This window comes from Mycobacterium tuberculosis H37Rv (assembly GCF_000195955.2).
Lineage (GTDB): Bacteria > Actinomycetota > Actinomycetes > Mycobacteriales > Mycobacteriaceae > Mycobacterium > Mycobacterium tuberculosis.
This window is the reverse complement of the sequence record NC_000962.3, coordinates 83,986-96,905: the sequence shown is the minus strand read 5'-3', so window position 1 is coordinate 96,905 and position 12,920 is coordinate 83,986. Positions and strand designations below refer to the sequence as shown.

The window sequence follows — 12,920 nt, the reverse complement described above, 5'->3', positions numbered from 1 at the left end:
GGCGCGCTCACGGTTAGAGGTCGTTGCCCGCGTAGGACTGGTTGAAGCTTTTGTTGGCCAACGGGAAGTCGGGGACGATGGTGTCGGCCATCGCCACCGGCAGTGCGGGCCAGTTGAACCAGGACGGATCGACGACTTTCGCCCGGGTGATGCGGCCATCGACGTCAATTTCGACGCGGTGCACGATAGTGCCGCGCCAGCCTTCGACGATGCCGATACCGCTGCTGGGCGCGCCCACCGGGTGCAGTGTAGCGGCGTATTCTATTGGACCGGTGTGTGATTCGACAATGTGTTGAGCAAGAGCGGCAGACGCGGCGAATTCGTCGCGCCGCACGGTGTAGCGAGCCAAGACGTCGCCGTCAGGCGCGCCGATCTCGGTGATGGGCAGCACTATGGTGGGGTGTTCGACCCGGGCGTCGCTGCGCAGTCCGCTGGCGCGGGCAACATAGCCCAGGCAGCCCAGGGCGCTGGCGTCGTCGGGGTGCAGCACGGCGGTGCCGGCGAAGCGGTCGTAGACCACCGAGTTGGCCAGCGTCAGGGTGGCGACCTCGGCGAGATCGACGGCGAGCGCTGCAAGCTCGTCGGTATCGGGCAGCGCACGCAGCGCAACCCCGCCCGCGCGGATGGCGCCGCGCAGTAGCCGGTGACCGGTGACTGCGGCATTGCGCCGCAACAGATTTTCGCGGATGCGTTGGGCGTGAGCGTTGGCCAGCGAGTAGCCGACGTCGTTGGCCAAGGCACCCAGGTCGGCGGCGTGGTTGTAGAGCCGTTCGAGTTCGACGATCAGGGCCCGCAGCCGGTGGACCTCGTGGGGCAGCTCGATGCCGAGAGCGTCTTCGATCGCCAGGCTGTGCGCGAGCGCGTGCGCTGCCGACGTGTCGCCGCTGATGCGTTCGGCGAGATCGACCGCGGCCGTGGCGGGGCGGCCGTGGAAGAGTTTCTCGATGCCACGGTGCACAAACCACAGCCGCGCCTTCAGCCGCACGATCGTCTCGCCCGCGACAGAAAACCGGAAGTGACCGGGTTCGATGAGGCCGGCGTGCACCGGCCCGACCGGAATCTCGTACACGCCGGGTCCTTCGACGGCGAGGAACGGGAAGGCCCCCGTATCAGTGAATTCGGGCGCGGGCCCGGCGTCGGTGCGCATGGGATGCCAGTCGGGCCAATGCGCGTGCCGTACCAGTCGGCGGGGTTTGGGATGGCCGACCGGGCGAATTCCGTACAGGTCCGCCATTTCGCGCTCGAACCGGCCAGCCGGAAAGGACAGGTACGCCAACGATCTGATCTCTGGATTATCCGCCGGCACAACGTATTCCAACTCGACGCGGCGATCTGGATAGCCCGCCAAGAAAAGGTACACGACACGCAGACTGTCGCCGTCGTCGTGGGCAGCGACCAGGGCCAGGCGAAACGAATCGGCCCAGAGTTGTTCGGCCGTCGCTATCAGTCCACGCTCGGATACCCGGTGGCGCAGCCAGCTGGCACTCATCACGGTAGACCCACGTTGCTGGCGGCGATGCCAAGCAGGTCGGCGAGTGGGCCCGCGGTGATGCCGAGGGCCGCCGAGACGACGATGCCCACCATCAACGCCGCCGCCGCGGTGGCCGGCACGGTGATCGCCGGCGCGCCCGCCGCCGGGGTGCCGAGCAGCATGCGTCCGGAATTGCGTGCCAGAGCCGTGAAACCGATGGCGATCAGCAGCAGCGCCGCACCCAGCACCCAGGCCAGCCGCTCGTTGGCCAATGAGCGCGCGATCGCCAGCTCGCTGGCGAACATCGCGAACGGCGGCAAGCCAAGCAGGACGATCAGGCCGACGGCAAACGACACGCCGATCAGCCGCGACCGTCGCATCACGCCGGTGATATCGGCGATGGCGGTGGAGTCGTGTGCGGCCTGCAGCTGACCGCCCGCCAGAAACAGCACGGTCTTGCCGATCCCGTGGGCGAGCACGTGCAGCAGCAGCGCGGCGATCGCCAATGTCGTGCCGGCGGCCGCGGCGATCGCGATCAGGCCCATGTGCTCCATCGACGAGTAGGCCAGCATCCGCTTGACGTCGCCGGTCACGGTCAGCATCAGCACCGCCACCAGCAGCGTCGCCAACCCGACCACGAGCAGCCCGTTGCGCAGGTAGGCGGGCCCGCTGACCGCGTCGAGGATCGGCCGCAATCGGATCAGCACCGAGAACGCCACCGCCAGCAGCACGCCGCTCATCAGTGCGGACACCGGTGCGGGGGCTTGGCTGTGCGCGTCCGCCAGCCAGGTGTGAAACGGGAAGAGGCCCGCCTTGGCGCCATAACCGATGAGCAGCAACCCGCCGGCCAGTCGAGCGACCCCGGGGTCTAGGCCGGCGGCGTGTTCGGCCAGGATATCGAGGTTCAGCGCGCCGGCAGCAGCGGCACCGGAATCCCGCGCGGCGAAATACAGCAGCACGGTACCCAAGAAGGCGACGGCGATCCCGACCGAACAGATCACCACGTATTTCCAGGTCGCTTCCAGCGCGGTGCGGGTGCGGCGATGCCCCACCAGAAACGCGGTGATCACCGTGGTGGCCTCGATCGCTACCCAAATGACGCCGATGTTGTTGGCGCACACCGCCAGAACCATCGCGCAAAGAAACGCCGGGGTCAGCACCCCATACAGCCGAGCGCTACGTCCGTCGATATGCCCGTGTGCCAGCTCGGTGTCGATGTAGCCGATGCTCGCCGCGGTGGCCAGTGTGCCGACGATCCCGATGACGACGAGCATGACCACCGTCAGCGCATCGGCGCGCAGCAGACCGCCCAGCCCGAACTGCGCCCCCGACCCCATCCAAAACCCCATCGCCACAGCGCAGGCCAGCACCGTCGTGGCGGACAGCGCGGTGAGCGTCGCCGTCGTGCGTCGCCACCCGGTGATCAAGGAGGCGATTGACGCGGCGAGCGGTGCGAGGATCGCGGCAAGCAGCAAACCGGTCATCAATCCCGCAACTCCCGCAGCTTGTCCAGGTCGGCATCGCCGAAAATGCGGCGCAGCCGGCCGGTCAACACGCCGATCACGATGACCGCGAACAGCACGTCCAGCGAGGCACCAAGTTCGACGATCAGCGGCACCCCGGCGGTGAGCAGGAATGCGGTCGCCGCGATCCCGTTGTCTAGCATCAGGAATCCGGCGGCCTGCGAGACCGCGTGCAGCCGCGTGGTCATCACGAACAGCGCGATCAGCACCACCGCGAACGCGGCCGGCACCGCGTTGATGGTGACGCCCGGTTCCAGGTTGACCACCGGCTGGGTGATCGCGAACGCGGTGAGGGTCAGTCCGGCGGTAATCAGCAGCGAGCTGGCGGTGTTGACCAACGGGGTGGCCTCCCGCTGCGCGGCCGCTTCGGCGCCCACCGCGCGGGCCAGCAGCCAGGGCAACACCAGCGCGCGCAGCGCCAACACGGCGATGCCCACCGCGATCAGCGCACGGTCGTTGTCGCGGATGCCGCGCAGTAGCGGGATCGCGGCCAGCGCAGCACCCTGCCAGGCCAGCAGCCGCACAATGGCCCGCAGGTCGCGGCGCCAGACAATCAGCACCGACGCCAACACCAGCCCACCCGCGGCGAAGTCGACCAGGATCGAGAAGTTGGCGTTACTCATCGCTGGCCCCTCACGCCCCCACCGTGAAGAAGTTGGCGGCGGTGACCGCGAGCAAGGCCAGCAGAAACGAGCCGGCCAGCAGTTCGGGTACCCGGAACAATCGCAGTTTGGCGAGGAACACCTCGAACGTCGCCAGCAGCACCGCGAGAATCGCGACCTTGGCCGCCACCGCCACCACGCCGGTCAACACGTCGAGCGCGGTGGGCGCGGCGCCGGCGATCCCCCACGGCAGGAACAGATTCGCCAGCAGTGCCAGCAGCACCGTGAGCCGCATCCCGGCCGCCCATTCGACCAGCGCCAGCCGTGGGCCGGCGTACTCGAGGACCATGGCCTCGTGCACCATCGTCAATTCCAGGTGGGTGGCCGGGTTGTCCACCGGCAGCCGCCCGGTCTCGGCGACGATGACAATCACCAACGCCACGAAGGCCAGTACGCCGGCCAGCGACACCACGTGGCCCGGGTGGTCGATCGTACTCGCCACCAGCGCACCGAGATTGGCCGATCCGGCGGGGATGGACAGCGCGAACACCGCCAGCAGGATCGTTGGTTCGACCAGTGCGGCGATGGTGATCTCGCGGCTGGCGCCCATGCCGCCGAAAGAGGTGCCGGTGTCGATGCCGGCCAGGGTCAGTGCGACGGTGCCCAGGAATAGCAGCCCGACCACGGCAAACAAGTCGGCGCTGGGGTCCAGGGGTGACCCGGTGGCCACCAGAGGTGCGATCGCGGCGATCAAAAGCGTTGTCCCGGCGACGATCACCGGCGCGGCGGCGAACACGATCGTCGTCCCCGCCGGTGTGATCTGTTGCTTGCCAAGCTGTTTGAGCAGATCACGCCACGGTTGCAGCAGGCCGGCGCCGGCCCGGCCTTCCCAGCGTGCCCGTACCTGCCGCGTCATACCGATGACCAGCGGCGCACCCACCATGACCCCGCCGATTTGCGCGGCGCCCGCTAGGTAGGACATCACGTTCACCTCGCGACCACCAGCACGATCAGTACGCCCAGCGCGCCGTAGGCCAGGTAGCGGTGCACGCTGCCGGTGTGGGCACGGCGCAGCAGCTCGGCCATGGCGGCCACCGCCCCGACCACCGGAGTATAGAGGCGCTGTTCGATCGCGTCGGCGACCGCGGTCCGGTAGGTGATCCGCTCGGCCATATAGCGCGACTCGGCGGTGTGGGTGACCTCGATGTCGGTGTCCGGGCGCAGCACGTCGCCGAAGACCCGCTGCAGCGGCTCGGCGAACGACGTGGCCGTGTATTGCATGCGCACGGTGAGATCGGCCGCGCCGCAAGCCCACAGCGGCAACCTGGCCGGCGCCGGGCGCCGGCGGAAACGCCACCGCGCGAGGACGGCTACCGCCAACGCCGCGGCGAGCACAGCGGCGGCGATCACGCCGGGCGCGATCGACCCGGACATCGCGGGCAGCCGCACCACGGCGCCCAGACCGGTGAACTTGACCGCCTGAGCGGCCGGCAGCGTCGCGGCGGCCCGCCGCACCATGGGTGCGACCAGCAGCGGTGCCACCGCCAGCACCAGGCAGGCGCCCGCCGCGATCGCCATGCCGGCGCGCATGCTGGCCGGCGCCTCACGCGCCGCTTCGGCTTGGGTGGAGCGGGGACGGGCGAGAAACCCGATCCCGAAGGCCTTGGTCATCGCCGCCACGCTCAGACCGGTGGCCAGTGCGACCACGCCGACCGCCAGCGGTGTCGTCAGCGCCACGATGGGGTCGTGTCCGGGGGCAGCGTGGATCAACGACTGGACCAGCAGCCACTCACTGACAAACCCGGCGCCCAACGGCAGACCACATGCGCCCAGTGCGGCCACCCCGAAAAAGACGGTGGTCGCCGGCATTCGGCGGGCCAGCCCGCCGAGCAGGTCCAGGTCGCGCAGCCCGGTCGCGGCCAGCACAGATCCGGCCGCCATGAAGGCGAGGCTCTTAAACGCCGCGTGCGCAATCATGTGCAGCATCGCTGCGGCGGCGGCGATCGACGCCGGCCCGTAGGCTCCGGTATCCGCGAAAAGTGTTGCCGCACCGAGCGCCAGCGTGATCAGGCCCATGTTCTCGGTCGTCGAATAGGCCAGCAGCCGTTTGAGATCGGCGGCCACCGAAGCCTGCAGCACCCCATACAGCGCGGACGTGCCGCCCACGGCCAGCAGCGCAAGCCCCCACCAGCGTGGGCCCGGCCCCAGCAGCTGCAGATCGAAACGGACGATGCCGTAGATGCCCAGGTTGACCATCGCCGCGCTCATCAACGCCGACACCGGGCTCGGCGCCTCCGGGTGGGCCCGCGGCAGCCAGGCGTGCAGTGGCACCAGGCCCGCCTTCGAACCAAACCCGACCAGCGTGAGCATAAATACGGCGGCGCGGACCCCGTCGCAGACTGCCCCGAGGCCGGCGAACCGGTCGGAACCCCCGGCCGCCGCCAACACCACCAGCCCGACCAGGATTGCGATGAATCCCAGCTGAGTCATCACGGCGTACCACAGGCCCGCCGAGCGGACCTGCGGGCGGGCGTGCTCGGAGAGCACCAGGATCAGCGACGCGATCGCCATCAGCTCCCACGCCAGCAGAAACGTCGTCACCGAGCCCGCGGCCGGCACCAACAGCATCGCCGCGACGAACAGCGGCACCACCGCCATCGGGACCCGACCGAGGTGTTCACGGCGCACGTAGCCGATCAGGTAACAACCGACCGGAGCCGCTACCGCGCCCGTGAGCGCCATGAAGAATCCGCCCAACCGGTCGAGCTCGATGTGCACGCCGGACAGCGGAAGCAGCCAACCGACGTGCACTACACGCACCGGTCCAAACATGCCCAGCAACCCCACGCCGACCCCGGCAACGCCCACGCCCGAAGTGACGACCCCGCCGGCCGTCGGTGCAGCGGTCATTTCCCGGTCACCGATCGCAGCGCCGCCATGATGGCCGCGGGTGTCGGCGGGCAGCCGGCGATCTCGACGTCGACGGGTACCACCTCGCCGACCGCACCGACCACGCCGTAGGCGTCGGCGAACACCCCCCGGTTCAGCGCGCAATCCCCGCACGCGATTACCACCCGCGGGCGCGGCGTGGCCTCCAGGGTCTTGCGCAGTGGGCCGGCCATGTTGTGCGTGACCACGCCGGTCACCAACAACGCATCGGCGTGTCGGGGCGAGGCGACCAGCCGCGCCCCGAACCGCTCCGCGTCATACACCGGGCCAAAGGCGCCCGAAATCTCCACCTCACACCCGTTGCACGAACCCGCGTCAACATGTCGGATCTGCAGCGAACCCCGTACCCCGGCGGGTGGTTCGGCTATCGCCGCCGGTAAGGGGGCCGCGGGCTCGACCACCCGGCCAACACGGAAAATCTTGGCAACCCAACCCATGGCGTTACGTGGCCGAGCCGCCGGCGCGGAGGTCCTCTAGCACCGCCACCCGGTCGCTGAGCACCCTGGCCAGCACCTTGCGTGCCACCGCCAGCAGCTCGGCGATATCGGGTGCGGCAATCGAATAGATCATCGCGTTGCCGTCACGACGTGCCGCGACAACACCCGCCCGGCGTAGCACACCCAGCTGCTGGGACAGGTTCGACGACTCCAGGCCGACGTCCGAGGACAGCAACTCACCGACCGAACGGTCCCGCTCGACCAGCAGCTCCAAAATCCTGATCCGCGCCGGATGCGCAAGGGTTTTGAAGAACTCCGCCTTGAGCTTGTACAGCGGTTCGGACTCCACCGCGTCTCCTGAGAGCTTCAGCGTTACATCGGTTGACGAGTTGAAGAATTTATCAGATAGTGCGGATGCGTGCGGGCCGCCCGCGGCCAATCGGCTACGGCGTACGCGAGTCAGCAACGATGCGGATGCCGGTGACGATCTCGGGTTCGATCGCGACCACGGTGTCCATCGCCATGTTCACCCACGGGTGTAGCAGCCGCTGGTAGCGGGCAACCTGCTCGGGATCGCTGACCTCGGTCGCCAGTCCCGTCACCACCACACTCCACCCCGTCCGACGCCGCGGATCAAGGTCGTCGGCTTCGTAGGCGACCACGACACCGGCATCGGCGCTCGATCGCACCGCAACGGACACCTTGGCCGTCAGGCGGGTGCGCCCGATCACCCGACCGTCGACCACGAGGTGATTGACTGGACGGATCGCCGGCAGCGCCGCGCGGGTGAACACCACACGCCCATGGTCAACGCTGGCCAGCAACCGCATCGCCTCGTCACGGTCGAGCTCGACCACCTCCCGGGCGCTTTGCGGGCTGGCGCGCCGCGAGCCCGGGCTCATGCCAGACCGTCGGCAACGCCGTCACCGGTCGGGGTGATCAACCCGAGGTTGCCGTCGTAGCGGGAGTAGAGCAGCTGGCCGCGGCCGGTGGCCTGGTCGGTGAAAAACAGGAATGGCAGTCCATGTTCGCGCGCCCGGTCCACCGCGGCGGCCTCCGTGAGAACCGGTGTCGGACGCGAATTCACAATCAGCGGCACCGGCGGCCCGGCTGGGGCGCGACAACGTGACCATCCTGGGGGAAATACGTGGTGCTGGCGGGCCAGCCGCAGCCCCGACGGTCCAGCCCGATAGACCACAGCGTCCTCCCCCGTCTCGGCGTCGGTGAACAAATGCACGTCGTAGTCCATGGCGTCCATAGCGGCAATCGCCTGCAACGGGGTTGCGCGCCTTAGCACGACCGGTTTGCGGCGGGTGACTAGCGCCTCGGCCGGCGTGGTCAATCGCCGGCGGGGCCGATCCGGCCAAGGCCGGGGGCACCACTGTGCCGACGCCCGCACGATCTGTCGATCCAGTCTGATCAGTGCGGGTCGCAGATCATCGATGCCCGCGGTGGCGGCCTGCGCCCTTAATGGGGTGTCACCTACCTGCAGGTTTATCTGCACCAGCGTCGGCCCATCGGCGCAGTTCGCCATGGTCAGCCGCACCCGAGCACCCCCGGTGACGCCCCGATCGGCCAACACGCGACCCACGGCACGAGCCAACCGTTCGGCCTGGGATGCGTTAGCCCGGCCGCCGGAGAATACGGCGACATCCGGGAATTCCCGCGCGTGCGATGGCTCGGGTGCACATACGACGAGGCGACTGCGTTTCGGTTCCACCTGCTCGGCTTTCGATTGTGGCCCGATTGTGGCCAATGCCCAAAGCTTGTCTGGCCGACACGGACGCGGACAGGGCCGAAAGTCCCATGCCAAATGTGGGCTGTGTCACCACCCGGAAAATTCGGCTAGTCCGCGGCCCAACGGCGGCATTTCGTGTGGATCGACTCGTTGCCACACGTGCGCCCAGTAGGCTTTGAGTGTGGCAGTTTCCGTCGCTGCGCAGAAGCTGAGGCTCGCTCTGGACATGTACGAGGTTGGCGAGCAGATGCAGCGCATGAGGCTGGGTCGTGAACGGCCCAATGCGGACGTTGTTGAAATTGAAGCAGCTATCGACGCGTGGAGGATGACGCGTCCCGGGGCGGAGGAGGGTGACAGCGCAGGCCCGACGTCCACACGGTTCACATGAACGCTGTGGAGTCGACACTCCGTAGGGTCGCCAAGGACCTGACCGGATTGCGTCAGCGGTGGGCGCTGGTTGGTGGTTTCGCGGTGTCTGCGCGATCCGAACCACGTTTCACCCGTGACGTGGACATTGTTGTCGCGGTGGCAAACGACGATGCCGCGGAATCTTTAGTCCGTCAACTTCTTACCCAGCAGTACCATCTCCTGGCGTCGGTAGAGCAGGACGCGGCCAGACGGTTGGCAGCGGTCCGTCTCGGAGCAACCGCAGACACTGCCGCGAATGTTGTGGTGGACCTCCTTTTCGCGAGCTGTGGCATCGAACCGGAGATTGCGGAGGCTGCCGAGGAGATCGAGATCTTGCCCGATCTAGTCGCTCCGGTGGCCACAACGGCGCATCTGATCGCGATGAAACTTCTTGCGAGAGATGATGATCGGCGACCCCAGGATCGCAGTGATCTACGTGCGCTCGTGGACGCCGCATCGCCTCAAGATATCCAAGATGCGCGCAAAGCTATCGAGCTGATTACCCTGCGCGGCTTCCACCGGGACCGCGACCTGGCAGCGGAATGGACACGCCTCGCCGCCAAGTGGTGACCAGCCAGTCCTGCGCCCAGTTCTGGAACTCAGATCCCGGTCCGCAAGCCATTTTGCCGAGGCCGCGCCCAGCGCTAGCCGTTAAGCATCCCGTCGATGAGCCGGCGCAGCACCTGTCTGGTCTCCCGACGGGCGCGCTTGGGGTCGTCGGCGGTGGCGATGAACATCGCCGCCTCGTCGAGCGCGCCAATGAGCACCTGGGCCAGCGGCCGCACCGGTTGACGAGCCAACTGGCCGGCCCGGATCGCCTCGGTGATCAACTGTTCGGTCATGCCCAGGCTGTATCGCTGGGCGACGTCGCGGAAACCCGCCCAGCCCAGCACGACGGGCGCATCCAGCAGGATCAGCTGACGCACCTCCGGATCACCAGATACCTCGAGCCAGGCATCGACCGCTGCCCGGATTGCATCGGCCGGCGTCGCCGCCCCCGAGGCGGCGACCAAGGTGGCCATCCGGGCCATCACGTCTTGCTCCACGACCTCCACCACATCGCGGAATAGTGCTGCTTTATCGGCGAATTGGTGGTACATCGCCCCCCGCGTGACCCCCGCCTCGGTCGCGATTTCCGGCGTCCCCACCTCCGCATAACCCCGTAACCCCCACAGCTTGCGGGCCCCGGTGATCAGCGCCTCGCGGGTCGCCGCGGAGCGTTCCTCCTGGGTGCGTCTCTTGATTTCCATACAATCTGTTGGTAAGTTACCGGCAGTCTGCTTGTAAATGTACCTCGAAGGGTGGGCATCCATGTCGACGATCGACATTAGTGCCGGAACTATTCATTACGAAGCAACCGGACCCGAAACTGGCAGGCCTGTCGTGTTCGTGCACGGGTACATGATGGGCGGTCAACTATGGCGACGGGTCAGTGAGCGACTCGCCGGTCGTGGCCTGCGCTGCATCGCCCCCACCTGGCCGCTGGGTGCGCATCCTAAGCCGCTACGCCCCGGCGCCGACCAGACCATCGGCGGGGTTGCCGGCATCGTCGCCGACGTCCTTGCCGCGCTCGAGCTCAAGGACGTGGTGCTGGTCGGCAACGACACCGGCGGGGTCGTCACCCAGCTCGTCGCGGTCCACTATCCCGAACGGCTCGGTGCCCTGGTCCTCACTAGTTGCGATGCGTTCGAACACTTTCCGCCGCCGATCCTCAAACCGGTGATCCTGGCCGCGAAATCGGCCACCCTGTTCCGGGCCGCGATCCAGGTGATGCGGGCACCGGCCGCGCGTAACCGCGCGTATGCCGGTTTGTCGCACCACAACATCGACCATCTCACCCGGGCCTGGGTTCGTCCGGCGCTATCCAACCCGGCCATCGCCGAAGACCTGCGTCAGCTCTCGCTATCGCTGCGCACCGAAGTCACCACCGCAGTCGCCGCCCGGCTGCCTGAATTCGACAAGCCGGCGCTCATCGCGTGGTCGGCGGATGACGTGTTCTTCGCACTCGAGAACGGTCAACGGCTCGCCGCGACCATCCCGCGCGCCCGTTTCGAGGTAATCGAGGGAGCACGGACGTTCTCGATGGTGGATTCCCCGGACCGGCTCGCCGACCAGTTGTCGACGGTCGCGGTGCGCACGTAGCCGGGTGCCCGTTTGGGCCAAGAAGTTCCGCGGCACTGCCTTTTGTGGCCCGCGGGACTTAGAATGCCCGCTGTGACGACCCCGTCCAACCACTGGGGGGACGAACGAAGGAAGCTCTCGCATCAGCCACCGGTGCGGGGTCAGATTCTTGGCCGCAGGCAAGCCCGGCGGCTGAGCCAGCACTTCGCGCGGGTCGGCGTCGAAGCCCCGCCGAAGCGCCTTCAGGAAATGCTGTTGGGCGCTCCCGCCGCCGACGAAGAATGGACCGACGTCAAGTTCGCACTGATCGTGACCCAGCTGAACCATGAGAAGCGCGTCGCGAAATTCCACCGCCTACAACGCCGAGCCACGCATTCACTAATCTGTCTGGGTTTGGTTCTCGTGGCACTGAACTTCCTGATCTGCCTCGCCTACATCTTCTTCAGCCTGACCCAACACGCCGCAGCGTTGTGAATCTACTGGTTGGCTTAATCGATGATGTCGCGCAGGGCGGCCGCGATAGCCTCGATCGCCCGATCCAGTATTGCGCGGGTGGTGGCGAAGTTCAGCCGCGCAAATCCCGAGCCCACCGCGGCGCCGAACGGAATGCCAGGCGACAGCGCCACCTTCGCCTTCGAGAGCAGGTATTCCGCCGGTTCAGACGGCAGAGCCAGCGCACGGAAATCCACCCACGACAGGTAGGTACCGTCCGGAGCGTTGACCTCTACCCCGGGAGCTAACTCCGGCAGCGCCCGTGCCAGATGATCACGGTTCGCCCGCAGATAAGGGAGCAGCTCGTCCAACCAAGATTCGCCATGATGGTAGGCGGCGATGTTCGCGCGGATACCGACCGTTGATGCGCCCATGCGGTGCAACATGTTGATCCGGTCCCAGTCGTGGGCGTCACGGCGGTTAGACAGGATCACCTGAGCGCACATCAGACCCGGCAAGTTCCAGCCTTTGGACGCCGACACCAACGTGACCACGACTTCAGCCGCCGCCTCCGACACCGAAGCGGCGGCGACATGGCGCGATCCGTAGACCACCGGTGCCCAGATCTCATCCGCGATCACCCGGGCGCCGTGGCGGGCCGCGATATCCACAATCGCACGTAGCTCGGCTTCGGTGAACGCCGTACCCAGTGGGTTATTCGGATTGCAGATAATCACCGATCCGGCACCGCGGACGAACGCGGCCTGCAGAGCGTCCAGGTCCAGCAGGTAGCGTCCCGAGTCTTGCTGCACCATTGGGACTTCCACTCGTTGGCGGCCGGTGACGTGCAGGACGTCGAAAAACGGCATGTAAGCCGGAACCGGCAACGCGACCGGACTCTCCGGCCGGGTAAGGAATTCGACGACGACTTCCATCCCCTTCAGGACATCCGGCACGACGCGGACCCAGTCCGGTCGGGGGCACCAACCGTAGCGTTGTCGGCACCAATCGGCCGTCGCCCTCGGCAGGCTGTCCTCGCCCAACGGCGGGTAGCCGAACTCCTCGTTGTCGACGCACGCCCGCACCCCGTCGAGCACAGCCGGTGCGGTGGGAAAGTCCATCTCCGCCAGCCACAGTGGCACTACATCGGGCCCGAAATAGTTCCACTTGAGCGTGTTGCGACCCCGAAGCTGTTCCTCGGTCAACAGATTGAAGATGCTGTCCTGCATTTTATGACGG

15 protein-coding genes are annotated in these 12,920 nt (G+C 67.3%); 4 read left to right on the top strand and 11 right to left on the bottom strand.

Going from position 1 to position 12,920, the window contains the following annotated elements; translation table 11 throughout:
* Nucleotides 1–13 precede the first annotated feature (13 nt).
* The 9 genes from hycE to Rv0079 form a co-directional block, all read right to left on the bottom strand.
* Nucleotides 14–1,492: a formate hydrogenase HycE gene (gene hycE, locus Rv0087; protein ID NP_214601.1), complete on the bottom strand. Its 1,479-nt coding sequence runs from the start codon at nt 1,490–1,492 to the stop codon at nt 14–16.
* Nucleotides 1,489–2,955 carry a hydrogenase HycQ gene (hycQ, locus tag Rv0086; protein ID NP_214600.1) on the bottom strand — a complete coding sequence of 489 codons (1,467 nt, stop codon included), beginning with the start codon at nt 2,953–2,955 and terminating at the stop codon, nt 1,489–1,491. The genes hycE and hycQ overlap by 4 nt, the downstream gene beginning before the upstream one ends.
* Complete coding sequence (gene hycP / locus Rv0085; protein ID NP_214599.1) at nt 2,955–3,617, bottom strand: hydrogenase HycP; 663 nt, start codon at nt 3,615–3,617, stop codon at nt 2,955–2,957. Before hycP ends, hycQ begins: the two co-directional genes overlap by 1 nt.
* Nucleotides 3,618–3,627: 10 nt before the next feature.
* Entirely contained in the window at nt 3,628–4,578 is a 951-nt protein-coding gene (gene hycD, locus Rv0084) for a formate hydrogenlyase HycD (protein ID NP_214598.1), read from the bottom strand.
* Between the two features lie 5 nt (nt 4,579–4,583).
* Nucleotides 4,584–6,506: an oxidoreductase gene (locus tag Rv0083; protein NP_214597.1), complete on the bottom strand. Its 1,923-nt coding sequence runs from the start codon at nt 6,504–6,506 to the stop codon at nt 4,584–4,586.
* A complete protein-coding gene (locus Rv0082; RefSeq protein NP_214596.2) occupies nt 6,503–6,982 on the bottom strand; it encodes an oxidoreductase in 480 nt (159 codons plus the stop codon). The genes Rv0083 and Rv0082 overlap by 4 nt, the downstream gene beginning before the upstream one ends.
* A 4-nt stretch (nt 6,983–6,986) precedes the next feature.
* Entirely contained in the window at nt 6,987–7,331 is a 345-nt protein-coding gene (locus tag Rv0081) for an HTH-type transcriptional regulator (RefSeq protein ID NP_214595.1), read from the bottom strand.
* A 94-nt stretch (nt 7,332–7,425) separates the two neighbouring features.
* Complete coding sequence (locus tag Rv0080) at nt 7,426–7,884, bottom strand: hypothetical protein (RefSeq protein NP_214594.1); 459 nt, start codon at nt 7,882–7,884, stop codon at nt 7,426–7,428.
* Nucleotides 7,881–8,702 carry a hypothetical protein gene (locus Rv0079; protein ID NP_214593.1) on the bottom strand — a complete coding sequence of 274 codons (822 nt, stop codon included), beginning with the start codon at nt 8,700–8,702 and terminating at the stop codon, nt 7,881–7,883. The genes Rv0080 and Rv0079 overlap by 4 nt, the downstream gene beginning before the upstream one ends.
* 199 nt (nt 8,703–8,901) lie before the next feature.
* Here Rv0079 and Rv0078B point away from each other — a divergent pair, with 199 nt between their 5' ends.
* Both Rv0078B and Rv0078A read left to right on the top strand, forming a co-directional pair.
* Nucleotides 8,902–9,108: a hypothetical protein gene (locus tag Rv0078B; RefSeq protein YP_007408717.1), complete on the top strand. Its 207-nt coding sequence runs from the start codon at nt 8,902–8,904 to the stop codon at nt 9,106–9,108.
* Nucleotides 9,105–9,698: a hypothetical protein gene (locus tag Rv0078A; RefSeq protein ID YP_177616.1), complete on the top strand. Its 594-nt coding sequence runs from the start codon at nt 9,105–9,107 to the stop codon at nt 9,696–9,698. The genes Rv0078B and Rv0078A overlap by 4 nt, the downstream gene beginning before the upstream one ends.
* A 74-nt stretch (nt 9,699–9,772) precedes the next feature.
* Here the strand turns inward: Rv0078A and Rv0078 are convergent, their stop codons facing one another.
* Nucleotides 9,773–10,378 (bottom strand): transcriptional regulator, encoded by a 606-nt coding sequence (locus Rv0078; RefSeq protein NP_214592.1) that lies wholly within the window; start codon nt 10,376–10,378, stop codon nt 9,773–9,775.
* A gap of 61 nt (nt 10,379–10,439) precedes the next feature.
* On the opposite strand from Rv0078, the gene Rv0077c reads away from it, so the two are divergent.
* On the top strand, nt 10,440–11,270 hold the full coding sequence (locus Rv0077c; protein ID NP_214591.1) for an oxidoreductase: 831 nt from the start codon (nt 10,440–10,442) through the stop codon (nt 11,268–11,270).
* Between the two features lie 63 nt (nt 11,271–11,333).
* Nucleotides 11,334–11,723 carry a membrane protein gene (locus Rv0076c; RefSeq protein NP_214590.1) on the top strand — a complete coding sequence of 130 codons (390 nt, stop codon included), beginning with the start codon at nt 11,334–11,336 and terminating at the stop codon, nt 11,721–11,723.
* 14 nt (nt 11,724–11,737) lie between these two features.
* Here the strand turns inward: Rv0076c and Rv0075 are convergent, their stop codons facing one another.
* Nucleotides 11,738–12,910, bottom strand: coding sequence for an aminotransferase (locus tag Rv0075; RefSeq protein ID NP_214589.1), 1,173 nt, complete (start codon nt 12,908–12,910; stop codon nt 11,738–11,740).
* Between the last annotated feature and the right edge of the window lie 10 nt (nt 12,911–12,920).

Excerpts from the sequence above, each read along its gene's own strand:
- hycQ (NP_214600.1), bottom strand. The coding sequence starts at position 2,955 with ATGACCGGTTTGCTGCTTGCCGCGATCCTCGCACCGCTCGCCGCGTCA.
- hycP (NP_214599.1), bottom strand. The coding sequence starts at position 3,617 with ATGAGTAACGCCAACTTCTCGATCCTGGTCGACTTCGCCGCGGGTGGG.
- hycD (NP_214598.1), bottom strand. The coding sequence starts at position 4,578 with ATGTCCTACCTAGCGGGCGCCGCGCAAATCGGCGGGGTCATGGTGGGT.
- Rv0083 (NP_214597.1), bottom strand. The coding sequence starts at position 6,506 with ATGACCGCTGCACCGACGGCCGGCGGGGTCGTCACTTCGGGCGTGGGC.
- Rv0082 (NP_214596.2), bottom strand. The coding sequence starts at position 6,982 with ATGGGTTGGGTTGCCAAGATTTTCCGTGTTGGCCGGGTGGTCGAGCCC.
- Rv0080 (NP_214594.1), bottom strand. The coding sequence starts at position 7,884 with ATGAGCCCGGGCTCGCGGCGCGCCAGCCCGCAAAGCGCCCGGGAGGTG.
- Rv0078A (YP_177616.1), top strand. The coding sequence starts at position 9,105 with ATGAACGCTGTGGAGTCGACACTCCGTAGGGTCGCCAAGGACCTGACC.
- Rv0078 (NP_214592.1), bottom strand. The coding sequence starts at position 10,378 with ATGGAAATCAAGAGACGCACCCAGGAGGAACGCTCCGCGGCGACCCGC.
- Rv0077c (NP_214591.1), top strand. The coding sequence starts at position 10,440 with ATGTCGACGATCGACATTAGTGCCGGAACTATTCATTACGAAGCAACC.
- Rv0076c (NP_214590.1), top strand. The coding sequence starts at position 11,334 with ATGCCCGCTGTGACGACCCCGTCCAACCACTGGGGGGACGAACGAAGG.
- Rv0075 (NP_214589.1), bottom strand. The coding sequence starts at position 12,910 with ATGCAGGACAGCATCTTCAATCTGTTGACCGAGGAACAGCTTCGGGGT.